The sequence below is a fragment of the Nonomuraea sp. NPDC050451 genome (assembly GCF_044458585.1).
Genome location: NZ_JBITHZ010000064.1, coordinates 21,133 through 38,800, shown reverse-complemented (window position 1 = coordinate 38,800; position 17,668 = coordinate 21,133). Strand labels below are relative to the sequence as shown.

General features: G+C 68.0%; 18 protein-coding genes and 2 pseudogenes. 13 read left to right on the top strand and 7 right to left on the bottom strand.

Annotation, left to right across the window (positions count from 1 at the left end; all coding sequences use genetic code 11):
• Positions 1–356: 356 nt before the first annotated feature.
• Entirely contained in the window at positions 357–653 is a 297-nt protein-coding gene (locus tag ACIBI9_RS64950; protein WP_397238636.1) for a hypothetical protein, read from the top strand.
• 26 nt (positions 654–679) lie between these two features.
• Here ACIBI9_RS64950 and ACIBI9_RS64945 read toward each other — a convergent pair whose 3' ends face one another.
• Both ACIBI9_RS64945 and pepN read right to left on the bottom strand, forming a co-directional pair.
• Positions 680–1,111 carry a GNAT family N-acetyltransferase gene (locus tag ACIBI9_RS64945; RefSeq protein ID WP_397238634.1) on the bottom strand — a complete coding sequence of 144 codons (432 nt, stop codon included), beginning with the start codon at positions 1,109–1,111 and terminating at the stop codon, positions 680–682.
• A gap of 755 nt (positions 1,112–1,866) precedes the next feature.
• Positions 1,867–4,362, bottom strand: coding sequence for an aminopeptidase N (gene pepN / locus ACIBI9_RS64940; protein ID WP_397238632.1), 2,496 nt, complete (start codon positions 4,360–4,362; stop codon positions 1,867–1,869).
• 903 nt (positions 4,363–5,265) lie between these two features.
• Between pepN and ACIBI9_RS64935 the strand changes: the two genes are divergently transcribed.
• Positions 5,266–5,931 carry a DUF4097 family beta strand repeat-containing protein gene (locus tag ACIBI9_RS64935; RefSeq protein WP_397238630.1) on the top strand — a complete coding sequence of 222 codons (666 nt, stop codon included), beginning with the start codon at positions 5,266–5,268 and terminating at the stop codon, positions 5,929–5,931.
• A gap of 634 nt (positions 5,932–6,565) precedes the next feature.
• On the opposite strand, the gene ACIBI9_RS64930 is transcribed toward ACIBI9_RS64935, so the two are convergent.
• A complete protein-coding gene (locus tag ACIBI9_RS64930) occupies positions 6,566–7,411 on the bottom strand; it encodes a dienelactone hydrolase family protein (RefSeq protein WP_397238628.1) in 846 nt (281 codons plus the stop codon).
• A 96-nt stretch (positions 7,412–7,507) separates the two neighbouring features.
• Between ACIBI9_RS64930 and ACIBI9_RS64925 the strand changes: the two genes are divergently transcribed.
• The 5 genes from ACIBI9_RS64925 (at position 7,508) to ACIBI9_RS64905 (ending at position 12,274) form a co-directional block, all read left to right on the top strand.
• Positions 7,508–8,476: a GlxA family transcriptional regulator gene (locus ACIBI9_RS64925; RefSeq protein WP_397238626.1), complete on the top strand. Its 969-nt coding sequence runs from the start codon at positions 7,508–7,510 to the stop codon at positions 8,474–8,476.
• Positions 8,477–9,037: 561 nt separating this feature from the next.
• Complete coding sequence (locus ACIBI9_RS64920) at positions 9,038–9,787, top strand: DUF6192 family protein (RefSeq protein WP_397238624.1); 750 nt, start codon at positions 9,038–9,040, stop codon at positions 9,785–9,787.
• A 151-nt stretch (positions 9,788–9,938) separates the two neighbouring features.
• Entirely contained in the window at positions 9,939–10,331 is a 393-nt protein-coding gene (locus tag ACIBI9_RS64915) for a GntR family transcriptional regulator (RefSeq protein WP_397238622.1), read from the top strand.
• Complete coding sequence (locus tag ACIBI9_RS64910) at positions 10,328–11,296, top strand: ABC transporter ATP-binding protein (RefSeq protein WP_397238620.1); 969 nt, start codon at positions 10,328–10,330, stop codon at positions 11,294–11,296. Before ACIBI9_RS64915 ends, ACIBI9_RS64910 begins: the two co-directional genes overlap by 4 nt.
• Before the next feature lie 42 nt (positions 11,297–11,338).
• Positions 11,339–12,274: an ABC transporter permease gene (locus ACIBI9_RS64905; RefSeq protein WP_397238618.1), complete on the top strand. Its 936-nt coding sequence runs from the start codon at positions 11,339–11,341 to the stop codon at positions 12,272–12,274.
• Positions 12,275–12,603: 329 nt separating this feature from the next.
• On the opposite strand, the pseudogene ACIBI9_RS64900 reads toward ACIBI9_RS64905, so the two are convergent.
• The 4 genes and pseudogenes from ACIBI9_RS64900 to ACIBI9_RS64885 all read right to left on the bottom strand — a co-directional run.
• Positions 12,604–12,831 (bottom strand): annotated as a pseudogene (locus ACIBI9_RS64900) (pentapeptide repeat-containing protein); the annotation flags it as partial.
• Positions 12,807–12,992 carry a pentapeptide repeat-containing protein gene (locus ACIBI9_RS64895; protein ID WP_397238642.1) on the bottom strand — a complete coding sequence of 62 codons (186 nt, stop codon included), beginning with the start codon at positions 12,990–12,992 and terminating at the stop codon, positions 12,807–12,809. The pseudogene ACIBI9_RS64900 and the gene ACIBI9_RS64895, both read right to left, overlap by 25 nt.
• A 570-nt stretch (positions 12,993–13,562) precedes the next feature.
• Entirely contained in the window at positions 13,563–14,276 is a 714-nt protein-coding gene (locus tag ACIBI9_RS64890) for a terpene synthase family protein (protein WP_397238640.1), read from the bottom strand.
• A 383-nt stretch (positions 14,277–14,659) separates the two neighbouring features.
• Positions 14,660–15,004: a hypothetical protein gene (locus ACIBI9_RS64885; RefSeq protein ID WP_397238616.1), complete on the bottom strand. Its 345-nt coding sequence runs from the start codon at positions 15,002–15,004 to the stop codon at positions 14,660–14,662.
• 65 nt (positions 15,005–15,069) lie between these two features.
• On the opposite strand from ACIBI9_RS64885, the gene ACIBI9_RS64880 reads away from it, so the two are divergent.
• The 6 genes and pseudogenes from ACIBI9_RS64880 to ACIBI9_RS64855 all read left to right on the top strand — a co-directional run.
• The gene (locus ACIBI9_RS64880; protein ID WP_397238614.1) at positions 15,070–15,453 is read left to right on the top strand and encodes a hypothetical protein; all 384 of its coding nucleotides are present in this window, start codon (positions 15,070–15,072) and stop codon (positions 15,451–15,453) included.
• Positions 15,372–15,716, top strand: coding sequence for an STAS domain-containing protein (locus ACIBI9_RS64875; protein ID WP_397238638.1), 345 nt, complete (start codon positions 15,372–15,374; stop codon positions 15,714–15,716). Before ACIBI9_RS64880 ends, ACIBI9_RS64875 begins: the two co-directional genes overlap by 82 nt.
• Before the next feature lie 522 nt (positions 15,717–16,238).
• Positions 16,239–16,394, top strand: a complete 156-nt coding sequence (locus ACIBI9_RS64870) for a hypothetical protein (RefSeq protein WP_397238612.1) — start codon at positions 16,239–16,241, stop codon at positions 16,392–16,394.
• A gap of 41 nt (positions 16,395–16,435) precedes the next feature.
• On the top strand, positions 16,436–16,783 hold the full coding sequence (locus tag ACIBI9_RS64865) for a hypothetical protein (RefSeq protein ID WP_397238610.1): 348 nt from the start codon (positions 16,436–16,438) through the stop codon (positions 16,781–16,783).
• An 11-nt stretch (positions 16,784–16,794) separates the two neighbouring features.
• A complete protein-coding gene (locus tag ACIBI9_RS64860; RefSeq protein WP_397238608.1) occupies positions 16,795–16,971 on the top strand; it encodes a MerR family DNA-binding transcriptional regulator in 177 nt (58 codons plus the stop codon).
• Between the two features lie 215 nt (positions 16,972–17,186).
• Positions 17,187–17,654 (top strand): annotated as a pseudogene (locus ACIBI9_RS64855) (polyprenyl synthetase family protein); the annotation flags it as partial.
• Positions 17,655–17,668: the final 14 nt, after the last annotated feature.

The window sequence follows — 17,668 nt, the reverse complement described above, 5'->3', positions numbered from 1 at the left end:
GCTGACCAGCCCATATCCACCGGGTTGGAGCTGGCAAGAAATCAAGAGGCGTAAGACACCGGTTCCTCGCGTATACCTTCCCGTCTCGCTCACCGGGCCCGGCCCATCCGGTAGTGCTGGACCGACCCGACTTTGTCGAGGCTGCTCCCGCCCTCCCCGGTGATCCCCGGATCAGGCTGCCTCCTGCTTCACCCCACCGCTACGACGGCCGGGCGACGGTGGTCTTACACCTCCGTTCGGACAAACAGCGCTTTCCATGGCGCACTGACAGCGTTCTTACCAGCACCCCGACATGCACCAACACCATAAGGCGTTGGAAGGACCGCGCATCGAGCTGACCGCCGCCGGCACGGTGGGTGTACGGACCCTCCAGTCAGGACGTCGACTACCAGCAGGAGGCCGTCACGCGGCTACGCCTGCCATTCCCGCTCGTCTCCGACACCACCCCGCTGCTCGCCCGACTACTCGGCCTGCCCAGCTTTGCCATCGGCGGCCTTCGTCTCTACAGGCGGCTCACACTCGTCATCCGTGGCGGCCGGATCGAGCACGTCTTCTACCCGATCTTCCCGCCCGACCCCCACGCCCAGCAGGTCCTCGACTGGCTGCACACCCATCCGACGACTACGCCGAGCACACGTCGGGGCGATGGATAAGCGCGGCCGGGTTCACGCCGCGGCGCTCATCCCGCATCTTTTAAGATCATCAGCTTCTGCGGGTCGGGGAACGGCACGAAGCCGACCCTGGCGTACACCTCGTGGGCGTCGACCGTGGACAGGATCACCCGCTTGAGCTTGTAGGGGGCGAGGTGATCGCGAACCACGGCGGCCAGCCAGGTGCCCAGACCTTTCCCGCGGTGGGCCTGCTCGACGTAGACATCGCAGAGCCACGCGAAGGTGGCCAGGTCAGTGACGACGCGGGCATAGCCGACCTGCTGCCCGCCGGGCCCGTAGAGGCCGAAGTTCACAGATGCGCGGATGGACTGCTCGACTGTCTCCCGGGTGCGGCCCAGAGCCCAGAACGCATCGGTCGAAAGCCAGTGGTGGACCAGGCCGACAACAAGACGATCTGAGCCCGTGTCGACTTCGTATCCATCCTCTCTGCGTGTGATCACAGAGTCGCGTGCTAGTTCTCGCATCGCAGCCCAACCAGTCGTGAGGCTACCCAGCGGTGGCCACATGTGCATCTCAGATAGCACACGACACCTTCGGAGGTGTAGTGAGACGATTCGACCTTCGCACACACGCCAGGCCGACCGCAGCTCCGACAGCGCTCGGGTGGACGGTGGTCTTCGGGCAACGGCATGACTCCTCCAGGCACAACGCTTCGCCGTGATCATCCGGTCACGTTCATCGCCCATCCTGCGCGAAGGCTTGCATCAGAACAAGTGGCTCTTACTGACGCCAGGCGTAAGCAAAACCGATGCTTCACACCGCAGCGGAATCGGGGTCGGGGAACCCAGGAACAGCCATTGGCGGTGAGAACGATCTTGCTTGGGAGGCCAATGGGAGCGCCCCCTTCATCGTCCCGGTTTGATCACGCGCTTCGTCGCTGGGCCACCTTGGTGGCATGGTGTTGTGGGTCGAGGTCGGGTTGTTCGAGGAGAAAGCGGCTATTCAGCAGCGCGTGGGTGCCGCTGTCACCGCAGGACGACTCGCAGCGCGGTCGGTGGTCCCGGCTGCAGACGGTCTGGAGCCCCATCGGGCGCGTGAGCAGCGGCGCGCTGAGTTTCGCGCCATGGCTCCAGCCGCCAACCACGTGATCCAGGTTGGCGGCCCACCGAAGCTATGCCACCGAAGCTATGGGAGATCCGAGTCCTGTCGGCCTGCCCGCGACGCCCTGGATGCGTTTGCCTTGAGGACGCGCCGATTATTGGCCTCGTATCCGCAGCGCTCTGGCCAGGTCGTCGAGCTGGTCGGCCAGGCGGCGGCGGAGCATGGGGGCGGGCTCGCCGTTGCTGAGGCATTCCTGTCCGAGACAGAGGGCTTCGGCGTCGATGGCGTGGACGGGGAAGGCGTCCCTGGCCACTGCTCGGGCGATGGCAGGACCGCGGCGGGCGGCGATTGCGACAGCGTCGGGGTAGTAGCGGGGGACGTATTCGCGCAGCAGGTCTGATTGCTCGGGCTGCCAGAAGCCCTGGGCGGTGGCGGTGAAGAGGGAGTTGGACAGATCGTTGGAGGCGTCCGTGGCGAACATGGCGTCCCAGGCCTTTGCCTTGGCCTCCTCGTCTGGCAGGGCGGCCCGGCAGCGGGCGGCGCCCTCCTGGCCGGTGGCGCTCGGGTCGCGCTGCAGTTCGGCGGCGATGGCGGCCTCGTCGGCTGTGCCGAGCACGCAGAGGCGGGTCAGGACGCGCCAGCGCAGTTCGGGGTCGAGTTCGGGCCCGCCGGGCACGGCGCCGTCGGCGAGCCAGCCGGCGATCGTGTCGGGGTGGGCGGCGACGTCGATGAGGTGGCGTGCGGCGTTCAGGCGCAGGTCGGGGTTGTGGCCGTCCTCGGTGCGGCGGAGGAGGTCGAGGCACAGGGCGGAGAGCGTGCTCAGCGCGGCGGGCCGCTCTTCGGCGGGGAGGTAGCGGTCGGCGATGTGGACGGAGGCGAAGGCGAGGATGCCCTGGACGATGGTGGCGTCGGTCTCGTGCGGGAGGTGGGCGTGGGCGGCTTCCAGGTAGGCGGTGGCGGCTAGTTCGCCGTCGCGGACAGCGTCGCGCAGGGCGTTCCAGACGACCGCGCGGGTGAGCGGGTCGGGCAGGCCGGCGAGGCTCTTGCGGACGGTGTCGAGGGATACGGGATCGAAACGGATCTTGGTGTAAGTCAGGTCGCCGTCGTTGAGCAGCAGCAGGGCTGGGCGCTGGCCGATGGGCTGCGGGGCGGTCTGCGGGACGTCGAGGTTGAGGCGTTCCCGCAGGGTGAGGTGGCCCTCGGTGTCGGCGGGGTGCGGGTCGTACAGGCCCACGGCGATGTGGTGTGGGCGGTTGCCGGCGTGGTCGACGGTGAGGGTGTACGTGCCGTCGTCGCCGGGTGTGAGGTCCGGGGTGAGGGTGTCGACGCCGGTGGTGCGCAGCCAGCTGTCGGCCCAGGCGTGGACGTCACGTTTGGTGGAGGAGGCGAGGGAGTCGACGAGGTCGGCGAGGGTGGCGTTGGCGTACTTGTGGCGGGCGACGTGGGTGTTGATGCCGGCGAGGAAGTCCTTCTCGCCCAGCCAGGCCACCAGCTGGCGCAGCGCGGAGGCGCCCTTGGCATAGGAGATGCCATCGAAGTTGAGCAGCGCGGCCGCGGTGTCGTCGACCACCTTGGGCGCAATGGGGTGGGTGGAGGGACGTTGGTCGGCGTCATAGCCCCAAGCCTTGCGGACGATTCCGAAGCCGACCCAGGTACCGCTGAAGCGGGTGGCCTCGGCGCAGATCTGGTAGCCCATGTACTCGGCGAAGGACTCGTTCAGCCAGATGTCATCCCACCACCTGAGGGTGACCAGGTTCCCGAACCACATGTGCGCCATCTCATGGGCGATGCTCACGGCGCGGGCCTGCCGCTCGGTGACGGTGACGGCGGAGCGGAAGAGGCGCTCTTCAGCGAAGGTGACCAGACCAGGGTTCTCCATCGCCATGGTGTTGAACTCCGGCACGAAGGCCTGATCGTAGGAGTCGAAGGGATAGGACTCGTCGAATTTCTCGTGGTAGCGGTCGAAGCACTGCCTCGTGATCTCGAAGAGTTCGTCGACGTCGGCGTCAAGGTACGGCGCCAGCGAGCGGCGGCAGTGCCAGCCGAAGGGGATGCCGCGGTGCTCGGTGCGCACGGAGTGCCACGGGCCGGCGGCGACGGCTATCAGGCAGGTAGACAGCAACGGGGTGGGGGCTGCCTGCCAGCGGCCGTCTCCCATCTGCTCGGTGACGCCGTTGGAGAGTACGGTCCAGCCCTCGGGGGCGGTGACGCTGACGTCGAAGACGGCTTTCAGATCGGGCTGGTCGAAGGCGGGGAAGACCTGCTGCACGTCGTTCATGAACAGCTGGGTGTAGACGTAGGTCGCGCCGTCGGCGGGGTCGGTGAAGCGGTGCATGCCCTCGCTGGTGCGGGAGTACCGCATGGCGGCATCGACGCGCAGTTCGTGTTCGCCCGATGTCAGATTCTTCAGTGGCAGGCGGTTGCCGTCGAGCGTGTCCGGGTCGAGGGGAGCGCCGTCCAGGGTGGCGCTCCGCAGTTGCGCGGGCTTGAGTTCGACGAAGGTGTCGGCGTCTACGCGAAGGGTGAACGTGATGACGGTACGGGAGTCAAAGGTCTCGTCGCCGGTGGTGAGATCGAGCTCGATCGCATATCGGTGGACGTCCAGGAGCTGGGCACGGATCTGCGCTTCATCGCGTGTTAGTGCGGGCATGAGGACATGCTGCCATGATCCGTTCATCCGGAAATGGTCACTATGAGCGAACCGAAATGTCCTGTACGGCAGCGGTTCGGCGTAGGCGAGATCCGCCGTGCGGCATCACGCTGCCAGGCGGTCGCGGCGCTGTTGCTCAGGCCGAGAAGCCAACGTAGAAGCCGCGATCCTGCCTTTACCTGGAGGTTTCTGGCCCGTGGATGATGCGGTGGATGGTGGAGCGTCCGACGCTGTACTCGGTGGCCAGGTCAGCCACCGAACTGCCGACGATGCCCCTTCCGACCCTCACCGCCGCGCAAGTCGCCCAACTCGTCAGCACGGCAACGAAGGACGACCCCAGCATGACGGTGATCCCGACCCGGGAAGAGCCACCCACAGCAGGACTTGGAGGATAGGCGCGAGCCAAACGAGCTGGCCTCCACCATCGAGAAGTGGGTATCCCGCATCATGCGTGACCGTTGAGGCGTCATTCTCCGCTCGTGGCTGTCGGGGGCGCTGGAGAACGACGATCCGCCCGCCGCCACGGGGCGCCTCACACTGACGATCCTTTCTTCCGAGGCCTCCCGTGCTGGACGTGCACGGGAGGCCCTCGCCATGCCGAAGCATCCGAACCGGCCCCCAGGAGCTCCCCAGCATCATCGCGGCATGGCGAAGAAGAAGACGGCGTGGGTTCGGTATGTGATGCCGGTGATGGTCGGTCGGCCACCCCGACACCACTGGCGAGAGCCGGGCGCAGACCTTGTCCTGAACGCAAGAGGCCCGACCGGGGCTGGACCCCCCGGCCGGGCCCGGCTGGCCACCTCCGCCGTATGTCAGTGGCAGCGTCAGGACGGCGACAGCCTGGTATCAGAGCGGTTGGCGATCGTAGGGGCATCGAAAGAAACGCCGCACAAGGAGCACACCATGCAGAAGTTCGACACCCCCGCCCCGATCTCCGCCGTCCTTGACATCCCCGCGGGACGCGTCCAGTTCATCGCCGCCGACCAGGCCGACACCACGGTCGAGGTGCGGCCCACGAACGCCTCCAAGAGCCGCGACGTGAAGGCGGCCGAGCAGAGCACGGTCGCATACGCCGACGGTGTCCTGCGGATCGAGACCGCCACGGCGAAGAACCAGTACCTCGGCCCGTCCGGATCCATCGACGTGACGGTCAACCTGCCCACCGGTTCCCGCATCGAGGCCAAGACGGCCAGCGCCGAACTCCGGACCGCCGGCCGCCTCGGCGACGTCTCCTTCGAAGGCGCGTACAGCCAGATCAAGCTGGAGGAGACCGCGAGCCTGCGCCTCACCGCGACCGACGGCGACGTCGAGGTCGGCCGGCTGGGCGGCCCCGCGCAGATCAGCACCGCACGGGGCGACATCCGCATCGCCGAGGCCACCGGCGGCAAGGTCGTGCTCAGCACCCAGTCCGGCGACATCTCGATCGCCGCCGCCGCCGGCGTCTCGGCCGCCCTGGACGCCGGCACCAGCCACGGCCGCATCACCAACGCCCTCAAGAACGACGGCACCACCGAACTCGACATCCACGCCACCACCTCCAGCGGCGACATCACCGCCCGCAGCCTGTGACCCGCAGCCTCCCAAGGAGAGGCAGACCAAGCTCGGCGACGACGAACGGCCCCGGTCCCTCCACGTGGACCGGGGCCGTTCCAGGCCCTCCACTCAGGTTCGTGGTCCGGAGAACCCAGGAAAACCGAACGGTCACCACGCCGGTAGAGAGTCACCCTCACCGGCGCGACCCTCCTGGCCAGCATGACCCTGATGGCCGCCGTACGAGCCCGCACGCTGTCGGTATGCCGCCGCGTGGGCCGCGATCAAGATGCATTGGCGGCTGTCCATCGACCCTGTCGAGCAGCAGGCCCTCCGCTAGGCCCCACCCAGCTCAACGAACTCGGCCTGTCGTTCCTGATCTCCCCGTGAGCGGGTGCCAAGGCCGGGGGCACGGGCCTCAGGCCAGGGCCCGCCCGCACCTCGCCGGACCGGCGCCACCGCCGACGCTCAGGCGGTGGCGACAACCTCGGGCAGGTCCCTGTCTCGCCAGCATCTACCGCGCGCTCGCCGAGCACGAGAAGAGGGCGTACCCGGAAGCCGTCGCCCAGGCCCACGCCGACTTCGCCGACCTTCGAACCGATGGGGCCCGGATCGGGCTTAGCGCTAATGGCTGCCCCATTGATTCAAGCGCCGCCCAGGAGGGGTGTGCCGCTCAGCCGCATGTCGTCTCGGAACGTCCGAACGGGCTCAAGCGGTCGGTCAGGAAGGCGATGATCTCGTCCCTGGCCTTCAGCGTGGGATGTCCTTCCTCGTCGACGAGGTGGGCGGTGACAACGCTGTGGGGGGACTCGACCACGTCGGCGAAGAACGGTGGCGGGCTGGTGTTCGCGGAACTGCCTGAAAGAACACGACCGTCGAAGGCGTCGCCGAGGAGTGCCTGGTAGGCGGCGAAGCGCTGGCCGGTGCACCAGCGGTCGTCGTCGAAGCGGTAGGCAAGGACCTTCAGCCCGTCGCGCGCGATGCGGTCTCGGACTGCGCGCGCGTCCTCGTCGCTGATCTCGAGTCCGACAGGGTCGTCCAGCGGCAGCGACGGGTGGTTGACCACTGGCGCGATGACAGCCGGCTCAAGCGCCATGGTGAGAGCGAAGTTGCCGGTGAAGCACAGTCCGATCGCGCCGACTCCCGGACCGCCGCATTCGGCATGGGCTTGGCGCGCCAGCCCACGTAGCCATGCCGTGACGGGGCTGGTGCCGCCCCCGGCGAACGCACGGAACTCGGCACTGACACACGCGCGGCGGACGACCTCCGTACCACCCTCGGCCGTGGGGTAGGCACCGTCGATCCCGAAGAGTGAGGGGACATAGACGGTGAAGCCCGCATCTCGCACCCACCGCGCCAGTCGAAGGACGTCAGGACTGATGCCGGGCATCTCCGGCATCAACACGACGGCCGGCCCGGAACCCGCGGTGTACACCGTCTTCACCACCCCCTCCACGTCCACGATTCGGCGGGAGAAGTCCGTGATCATGTCGTCAAGTCGTCCGCTGGCAGCGCTCATGGTGACAGCGTGGACCGATGCCCTCGCAGAGGGCGAGAGGCGACATCGCCATGTATGGAGGTAATCTCGCCATAGGCTGATGGTGAGGAGGCGAGCGTGAGCGCGCTGCGGGTTGGCGTCCTGGCCTATCCAGGCTGCTTCGCGTCCGAGGTGTTCGGCATACCCGATCTTCTGACGATGGCCACGCACGTTGCCGGACCGGACGGCCCCGGATATGAGGTGTCGATCGTTTCGCCTCGTCGTCGGGTCGCGGCATCGGGTGGTGCGGTGTTGGACGTCTCTCCGCTGCGCGAGGTAGATGTCCTTGTTGTGCCAGGGTTCGAGCTCGTGCCGGGCCTCGACGTGGACGCGAGGCTCGCACCCCTCGCCCCTGAAATTGCGGCGATCCGCTCACACGCTACTGCGGGCACTGCCGTCGTCTCGATCTGTGTCGGTGCGTTCCTGCTCGCCGAGGCTGGACTCCTCAACCGACGCCGTGCTACGACAGCCTGGCTCCTCGCGGACGAACTGGCTCGACGCTATCCACACGCTGACGTCCGGCCTGAGCGTCTGGTCGTCACCGACATGGGGGTGACGACGACGGCGGCCTTCAGTGCCATGTACGACTTCGCGCTGGATCTGATCCGCCAACACAGCGGTGCCGGCGTGGCACGGACAACCGCGCGGGTGGCGCTCGTCGACGATGCGCGATCCTCCCAGACTCCATACGTGGACGCGCGACTTCTTCCGCAGCCCGGAAACGCGTTCTCCCACAAGGTCATGCGATGGCTCGACCAGAACCTTGCCGCCCGATACGACCTCGCCGCGTTGTCGGACACGTTCAAGGTCAGCACTCGGACGCTGCTGCGGCGCTTCGCGGACGAGACGGGCCAGAGCCCGCTGGAGTACCTGCAGTCATCGCGTGTCCGTCGCGCCCGCCACCTCCTTGAGGCCACGAACCGAACCGTCGGCAGCATCTCCGCCGCGGTCGGATACAGGGACCCCAGCACGTTCGCCACCCTCTTCGCCAAGCACACTGGACGACGCCCGAGGGACTACCGCGCGGCCTTCCGCCGTGTTGACTGATTCAGGCGCGTGAAGCCGGGTTTGCCGCCGGAGATCACGGTCAGTTACTGCCGCGCCCCTCCGCATCGAGAACCCGCGACAGTTGACTAGGCGACTCCACCAGAACCGACGCTGGCCAAAGGCACAACAGGGCCCGACAGCCCTCCGAAGCTTGGCGTTCCTTGTAAACATTCAGTCCGTTTCCATGCGTCTCAGTACGTGCCGCCTTGCGGGCTTTGGCCCGAATTCGCAGGGATGCCAACAGCGCGTGCCTTTCCTCACTGCGTCGTACGCTACGGGTACGTGGCTGAACGCTGGCCATTGCCTAGCTCGGCTCTGGGGTTCACAGAGCGCCCCACCACCCATGGGGCACCCGAGAGAAGGGCCAGGCATATGGATCCTGAACAGGACCGGGCTCGACCTCTAAGTAGAGATCGAGCCCGGAGCGGGGTCTCTGGTAGCTGAAAGCTTGGCCGGCCGACGCTACTGGAGGGCCCTGAATCACGCCTGTGGTAAATGGCCCCATTCAAGTGGCGCCACTTCACCTCAGACTGTACCTCCGGACCACGCAAACGTGCGTTTTTGACCGGCAATGAGGTGGCAGCAGAGCCGGATCGGCCCCTCGAAGACTTGCTCATGATCACTAGTCGAGAGCTGGCATGGGTGCGCCCTGCGCCTGGCCGCAGCCTGACCTACCGCTGGGTGGCCTCCCGCCGGCCGGCCCAGCACCGCCGGCACGAGGTCCCGTACTACATTCACAAGACGCCGGCCTCGCTCCGCGACGATGAAGAGCGGTGGGAGCGCATCACCAAGCCTCCACTGGACAAACGCACCAAGACGCACCGGTGGACCAACACGGCCGCCAAGCAGGCCGTCGACCAGAAGTTCGCCAACACCACCTCAGTGCAGCAGAAGGTCGAGCGCATTCACGACTTGGCCCGCGACGAGCAGGTCGCCGCCGTCGTGGCCACCGATCTGCTGCGCCGCCCGGAGGACGCCTTCAAGGCGATGACCGACACCACCGCCCGGCATCTGGTCAACCGCGCGCAGGTCGACCAGGCCCGGGGGAGCGCACCCCGGCGCTGCCCCCGAAGAGGCCGCCGGCATGGACCCGATGGCCAGCGTCTGTTCCGCAGACGGCCTGAAGAGGGCCGCCAGCTCAGGAAGCCGCCGCCTCGTGGTCCTGCTCGAGAGCAACGCCCTCTAGCATGGCCAACCGCGTCACGAGCCGGGGCAGTTCAGGACCTCCTTGCCGGCGATCGGGAGAGACCTGTGCGCACGCCTGGGCCCGTAGCCGGCATCGCGGCCAGTGCCGAGACCGCGTTCTCGTAGATCTGCTCACCCTCGTACTTGTCCATCGAACGGACGAACTTGGCTCTAGGAAATGGCAACGACGACCCGCGCGAGAGGCCAGGAGGCCGAGTTGACGAAGATCGTGGGCACTAATACCCTTTTACTAATTCAATAGGAAAAGGGTATTGTGGTGATCAAGCTTCGCCTCGATCCAAGCTCTGGTGTGGCGACATATCTGCAACTGGTGCATCAGGTCAAACACGCCTTGCGGCTAGGTGTGCTCATGCCGGGCGATCGGCTGCCGACGATCAAAGAGGTCGTCAGCGACCTCGCGATCAATCCGAACACAGTGGCCAAGGCCTACCGCGAACTGGAAAACGAGGGCCTCGTCGTCGGCCGGCCCGGGTTGGGCACGTTTGTGCAGCGGTCCCTGGGCGGCGGATCCACGGCCGATCACACCCGGTTCCGCCGCGACCTCGCCCGGTGGGTGCGGGGCTGCCGTGAAGCGGGGCTCGACCAAGGGGATATGGAGGCGCTGTTCGCCTCGGTGCTCGCTGACTTCCGTCAGGAGGGGATCGCATGACGGTGGATCGGACAGTGGGGATGTTCGGCGGCGGATCCGGTGAGCTCACCGCTCCCGCACAGAGCCCGACGGCTCTGGAGACCGTGAGGCTCGCCAAGCGGTATCGGGGCACGTGGGCGTTGCGCGACTGCACGCTGTCCGTCCCCGCCGGCCGGGTGGTCGCGTTCGTCGGACCGAACGGCGCGGGCAAGTCCACGTTCCTGCACCTGGTCGCCGGGCTGATCGCCCCCACCCGGGGCAGTGTGCGGGTCTTCGGCGAACCGGTCGGGCAGCGGGCGGAGGCCCTCGCGCGGGTGGCGTTCCTGGCCCAGGACAAACCCCTCTACGACGGCTTCACCGTCGCTGAGATGCTCCGCTACGGACACCATCTCAATCCGGGGTGGGACGACGCTCTTGCCCGGCAACGGTTGGCGGAACTGGACATCCCGCTGAACCGCAAGGTCGGCAAGCTTTCTGGAGGTCAGCAAGCACAGGTCGCGCTGACCATCGCCGTGGCCAAACGGCCGGATCTGCTGGTCATGGACGAGCCGCTGGCCAACCTCGACCCCGTGGCCCGGCACGACATCATGCGCTCCCTGATGGCAGCAGTGGCCGAGACTCAGCTGACCGTCGTGCTGTCCTCCCACGTGGTGTCCGACCTGACCAACGCCTGCGACTGGCTGGTGGTGCTCAACCGCGGCCAGGTCCAGATCAGCGGCGAGGTCGACGAGCTGCTCGCCACCCACCGGATGCTGTCCGGTCCGGCCGAAATGGCCGACGGGGTGGCGGCCCGGATGCCGGTGATCAGCGACAGTCGGAGCGAACGGCAGGCCGACCTGCTGGTCCGCACCGGCCCGGGAACTCCGTTGCACCACCCGCGATGGAGTGCGTCCGGTGTGAGCCTGGAGGAGCTGGTGCTGGCCTACCTGCGCCGCCCCGACACCACCTCACTGCCTCGTCCGACCTTGACCATTTCTGACCGCTAGGGAGACCTGGAAGTGTTGTGGCTTACCTGGCGGCAGCATCGCATGCAGGTGCTCGTCACCACGGTGCTGCTGGCCGCCCTCGGCACGGTTCTGCTCATCAGCGGTCTGAGCACGGCCGACTTCGCCGCCCAGAACGCTCCGGCGGCCGACTGCGTGGCGGACACGCCCGCGTGCAGCGCTTACCGCGTGGAGATGAACGAGCGCATGTACTCGGTGGGTGAACTCCTCGGCTGGCTTCCGCTGCTGGCCCCGGCGATGATCGGCGCCTTCTGGGGTGCTCCGCTGCTGGCCCGGGAGTTCGAGCAGGGCACGCACCAGCTGACCTGGACCCAGTCGGTGACGCGGTGGCGCTGGTTGGCGGCCAAGATCGTCGGGCTCGGTGCCGCGGTCACGCTCGGCGGGCTGGTGCTGGCCGGCATCGTGGAGCCGTGGCTGGCCGCCTTCGACGTTCCGCCCTACAACGTTGACCGCTTCGACTTGAGATGGTTCCGTCTTGTCGGTATCGTGCCGGCGGCGTGGTGGCTGGCCGCGTTCGTGCTCGGCGTGGCCACGGGCGCACTGTTCCGGCGGACCCTGCCGGCGATGGCGGTGACCCTGGCGGTGTGCGCGTTGGCATTCTTCGGACTCCTCAGGGCACCATCCTCCTACGCGACACCGGAGCGAGTTGTGCAGGCTACGGTCATGGACGAGCCCGAACCGCATGGCTCCCTGCACGTGACGAGCTACTGGATCGACGGAAGCGGCGTGAAGTACACCGCTCAGGACAGAGATCTCGCGCTTGCCGGCCCCTGCGGGACGGATGCGACGACCAAGAAGTACGCCAAATGCTCTTTCAGCCACGGCTATCGACAGGTGGCAGAATTTCACCCCGCGGACAGGTTCTGGCGGTTCCAATGGACCGAGGCGGGAATCCTGCTCATCCCCGCCCTCTCGTTGGGCGGTGTCGCCGTCCGGCGCACCCTTCGGCCCCGCATCTGAAACCAGCTATCGCCTCATCACGGTGACGGGAGGGCCTGGCGCAGGACCGTCACCGCCTTCTGCGAGGCGTCCAGTAGAGGGCGAGCAGTGGATCACGCAGGACCGAGAGCAACGAGTTCTGTGTGGCGGCGGTCGCTGACCGGACAGTGCCCTAGTTCTGTCCGATTACCCGTCGATAATTTATGCCGTAGCCAACGCACTGACCAGCGCAAACGCGAACCTCCATTGCTGGCGCTCTGTGCGTCTCTCAAGCCATGCCCGTTTTGTGATGGTTTGTCGCCCAGTTATGCAGCCCGCCTGCGTGATCATGCAGCCCCCTCTGGGGTGTTTCAGGCGTGGGCCGGGCTGCTGTCCGAGGCGCCCTCCACGCGGACCCGCAACCGACCGTCCGGCAGATGTTCGGAGGCCGCTCGCAGGCGCGCCTCCCACTCGCCTGTGGGCCACCGGGTCTGCTCACTCCAGACCACACCGGCCAATTTCGCGCGGTCCAGGTTCGCGCGAGTGAGGTTCGCGCCGGTCAGGTCCGCGCGGATCAGGAACACGTCGGCCAGGTTCGCGCGGGTGAGGTTCCGCCGGTCAGGTCCGCGTCGTTCAGGTTGGCGCCGCCCAGGTTCGCGCGGGTCAGGTTCACATGGGTGAGCGTCGCGTGGCTCAGGTCCGCGTTGCTCAGGTCGGCGCCGGCCAGGTTCACGCTGAAGAGAACCGCGCCGGGCCACATCGGGGGCCAGGAGGGTGCGAATGCCGGGGTGGTGCGGGTCCAGGCTCGCCACCACGACCGTCCGGGCTTGCGGTCGCCGCTCGGGCGGAAAGCGGGCGAGGTGCAGGCGAAGGCCGTGATGAGCCGGCCCGCGCCTGTCGGCAGGTCTCGTCACGCCGGCGACGGTGGGCAGGTCGGCCTGCACGGGGATCTGCTGGCTGAGCTTTTCCAGGATGAGCGGTGCGGCCGCCCCCAGCGCCAGGGCGATGAGGGGCGTCATGCCGTTGACCGACGCGCCGGCGGCGCCGGCCACCACCGCGCTGGCGGCCGCGCGGCCCAGCACTGAGACCAGATAGGGGCCGCCGCCCGGCCCATGCGGATAGCGCCAGGGCCAGCCGTGGCCCACCCGCCGCACCGCCTTGATGAAGTCGAGCGCCTCGATGGCCAGCCCACCGCCCAGCCCCCACAGCGCGAACATCCAGCCCATGCCCTCGACCGTAGCCGTGCGTTCGGGAACGCCCACCTTCTCGGGCATCTCCATCGTTCTGGCCCTGCAGAGTGGGCCGCGGTCGGCGGGAGCGGAGACTGCCCTCAGACGCTGGTGTTCGCCCGACAAGGCGAGATGGTCCGGGCCCGCCACTCCGCTCGGCAGGACCATCTCGGTGACCCAGACCTTGATCCGCGGGGGGAACCCCCGACCACCCACTGCAGCATCTGGATTGGCGCCCCGACACCCACCGAAGTCACTGGTGAGAGCCGTCCCAATAACGGTGCAGGCCCTGGCCGACCTCGCCGACGCGTGCCCCGACCAACGCTTGCCCGCGACGGGCGATCAGCGCTGATTCGCTGCCGGCGCGCATCGGCCCGTTCCCGGACGCCGCATGGTCGCCGGGGGCTCTCCGATGATGGGGGAGGTGCCGGCGGCGCGCCGTCGGCGTCACGCCGCAGCGCCGGATACTCCTCGGGTGTGGGTGTGCTGCCCTGGCGGCGGTGCTCGATCTGGGTCAGGAAAGCGTCCGGGTGGCGGTGCAGATGATCGCGGAAGCGGTGGCGCCACAACTCTGACATCCCGGCCGCGGTGGCGGCCCACAGGTCGGCCACCGCGGCGACGATGGGCGGCGGCGTTGCGTGAGAGGTGGGCGGAGGACGGCCGTCGATGACGGGGGTAAGCGCCTTGTACATGTCGAGCACCGCACTGGTGGAGTGGCCCATGGGGCCTTCGTCCTGCTCGTCGTCGAGGTGGAACAGCACGGTGATCCACCGGGCCGGCCGTTCGACGTCGCCGGTGGATGCGTCGGGGATCATGCGGGCCGCCATGCGGTGAAAGCCCGCCCTGCGCATGCGTGCGCGCTGGGCCGCGTCTGTGGCGAGAGACGTTCGGGCCGCCCATGCCTCCAGCCTGCGGCCGATCTGCTCGCCCCGCAGGTGGGTGCGGCCGGGGACCGGAACGCCGAAGTCGTCGCAGACGCAGATCCCACCGACCCCCGCGCCCGGTTGATCGCCTGCCCTCCTCACCCGATGAGGCTGAACTGTCTGGATGGGCCACTGGCGCAAGGCCACGAAGATCCACGGCAGCAAGGGCGCATCGTGGATTGCCTCCCGCCCGCCCGGCCGGAAGCTCTCACGCGCTGGGTGCAACGATCGGTGCTCTGCTGCCGGCCGCAGAGCATGGCACCCGAATCCGCACTTCAGGAGAAGACGACGGAGCGTACCAGCAGGCGCTCTGAAGCACCTGCGCCGGGGCGCAGGCTGTAGAAGACATCCCCCATGCAGCCGGCCTCGAGGAAGACCGTGGCCGTTGCGTCGGTCAGGTTCTTCGGCGCGTAGGCGGCCGACACGCCGTCAGAGCCGGCCCCCTGGATGTCGATGCATGTCCCGCTCTCGGGATCGTTGATGAAGCCAACGGCGTCGTACCCGTCGGCGGTCTTGTAGGAGTAACGGAACTGGCCCATGGCGGCCGATGCGGAGCCGGGAACCGCCAGAACCAGCATGAGGGCGCCGCCGGCGGCGGCCAAGGCAGAGTGCAGACGCATGGATCCCCTCTTCACCGGAACAACGAAAACACTGTACGTAATTATTAGGTCACAATAAGTGTTGGATGTCGAGTGCGCGCCTGGCCAGCGGGAGAGGGGACGGCCGCCGCATCCGCCGCCGCGCCCGCACCCCGGACCGCACCGAGCCCCTCGACCGCGCCCAGATCGAGGCCCTGCTCACATGCCAGAAGCTGCCGCTGCGCGAGCGCACCCTGTTCCGGCTGCTGTACGAGAGCGCGGCTCGGGGGCGTTTGGCGCCATGCTCGCGCGCATGGCCACAGACCACGCCTAGCGTGGGAGACGTGGGCGCACTCACCTTCCGGCGCCAGCACCTGCCCGGCGTGACCGTGATCGCCATGCGCGGGAGCTGGACCTGGCGACCGCCGGCCAGGCGGAGGAGTTCATCCGTCTCTCCCGCCGGCCGGGCGATGAGGTCGTCCTCGACCTGACCGGGATCCCGTTCATGGACTGCAGCGGGTTGACGATGCTCTGGCGCCTGCATCAGGACGCAGGATGCGACGGCGGCGCGGTCCGCCTGGCGGCGCTGCAGCGCGAGCCCGCCCGGGTGCTTCGCCTTACTGGTGCCGAGCGGCGCCTGCCCATCCATCGCACCCTCTCGCCGACGCGCTCGCCGCCGCCACCGCAACCCCGCGCCGGCTTCGTCGACGGCCCCGCTGGGCCAGCCGGACTCCCGCCCCCTGCTGACTGGTGACGCTCCTTCCAAGATCTCCACCCGGGTCCGCGTCACCAGGGGCCAAGTAGAGCATTTCCGCAGGCCAAAGCGGGTGACGGCTGCGTGGCCGTTCCGGGGTGTGGCGGTCTTTCGGATGAAGGGGCCCCGGGGTGCGGTCGTCCGGGGCCAGGGCAGGCGCCGGGTTCTCAGGGGTTGTCGTAGCCGATCCAGGTGATGTACCAGCCGTACTGCTGGGCGGTGGCGGGCGTCAACGCGCTGCCGTCCTTCCACTGGACGTAGATGCGGAACTTGGTGGCGGTGGGGGTGTAGACGGCGCTGGGGCCGACCAGGTTCCAATGGTTGCCGCCGGGGCCGCCGATGGAGGTGACGTAGTGGGGGGTGCCGGTGAAGTGGCCCGCGGTGGCGCCGACGCACTGTCACGATTAGTGTTCGATTGATTACTGTGCGCGTCTGTGCATATTTCCCTGCCTCTTCCGTCACATGTAACCCCCTTGGGGACAAGCGACTCGTTGGACGCGCGTGGAGCGGAGCTGGGGGGGCTTGCTTCGGGCGCGTCTGGTCGTGGCCGATCGAGCGGTCCTGTCGGAGATCGGTGAGCTGGTGCCGGCCGCGTCCGACGATGTCTGGTCCGGATACGCCGGTGCCGGTCACCTGCCGACCGGGCACGATCTGAGTGTGTACGAACTGCTCCCGTAGGGCTTCCATCCGGTACCTAGGTACAGGTTTACCGTCGAGGTATGACCCAAGACAGGGCCCTTGACGTGGGGTGGGCTCCCTCCGCGTGCACCCTGCCCACTGCTGAGCAGCCGCTGCGGGTGGCCGAGTTCGACGCCTTGTTCGCCGACGCGGTTCAGGCGGTTCAGCGCCCCGAGCCGACGCGGCTGCGCCTGGAGCTCGTCTTCAGCCCGGACCATGCCGCCCGGGCCGCCCAGCTGGCGGCGCGGGAGAACGGCTGCTGCTCGTTCTTCACCTTCACCCTGACCATCGCCGACGGCAGCCTGGCGCTGGAGGTGGCGGTGCCGCCGGAGCACGTCAAGGTGCTGGAGGCGTTGCAGGCTCGGGCCGGCGCGGCCGCGTCGGTGTGAGGCGGGACATCGTGTTGCGGGAGTCGGCCGGGCCGTATCTGCACAGCGGGCAGGTGGCCGAGCGGGCCGGGGTCAACCTGCAGACCCTGCGTTACTACGAGCGCCGTGGGCTGATCGCCGAACCGGCGCGCAGCCCCGGCGGACACCGCGCCTACCCGCCCGAGACCGTCACCCTGCATGGTGATTGAGGCTGCCCGCACCCCCCGGTCGCTACATCATCATAGATCTTCAGGCAGCCCTCGGTGTGCAGGGCGTCCAGCTGCAGCTTCGGGTCTTGATCGGTTGTGGACACCCGCAGTATCCGATCTTGTGGCCGTGCACCGGGCCGACTCGCCCGGGTTCGGTCATCGTGCGGTCCGCTGTTCGGTCGGCGTGCCCGGTCGGCGGCGTTGACGGTGCGTTCATGTGGTCGCACACTCGGCATCGGGACAATTCGGCACTCGAAGACGGTGACGTGATGACATCCAATCCGCAGACGTCCACGGTCAACGGGTCCGATGCCGTTGCGCCATTCGTACCCGGACGGACCGGGCCCTGGCTGTGTGCGGAGGCCCAGCGCATGGTCGGCCCTTCGTATCGCAGGGCGATCGGCAGCCTGCCGGCGGAGCTGGGGCGCGTGGCGGGGTATCACGCCGGCTGGTGGGATGGCGAGGGCAGGGCACGTGCCAGGGCCGGCAAGGCCGTGCGGCCAGCGCTGGTACTGGCCAGTGCGCGAGCCGCGGGTGCCGACAGGGGGGTTCCGGTCCCGGAGGTGGTTCAGGCTGCGGTGGCGGTGGAACTGGCCCACGATTTCACGTTGCTGCACGACGATGTGATGGATGGCGACCGCACTCGGCGCGGCCATCCCGCCGCGTGGACAGTGTTCGGCACCAGCCTAGGGATCCT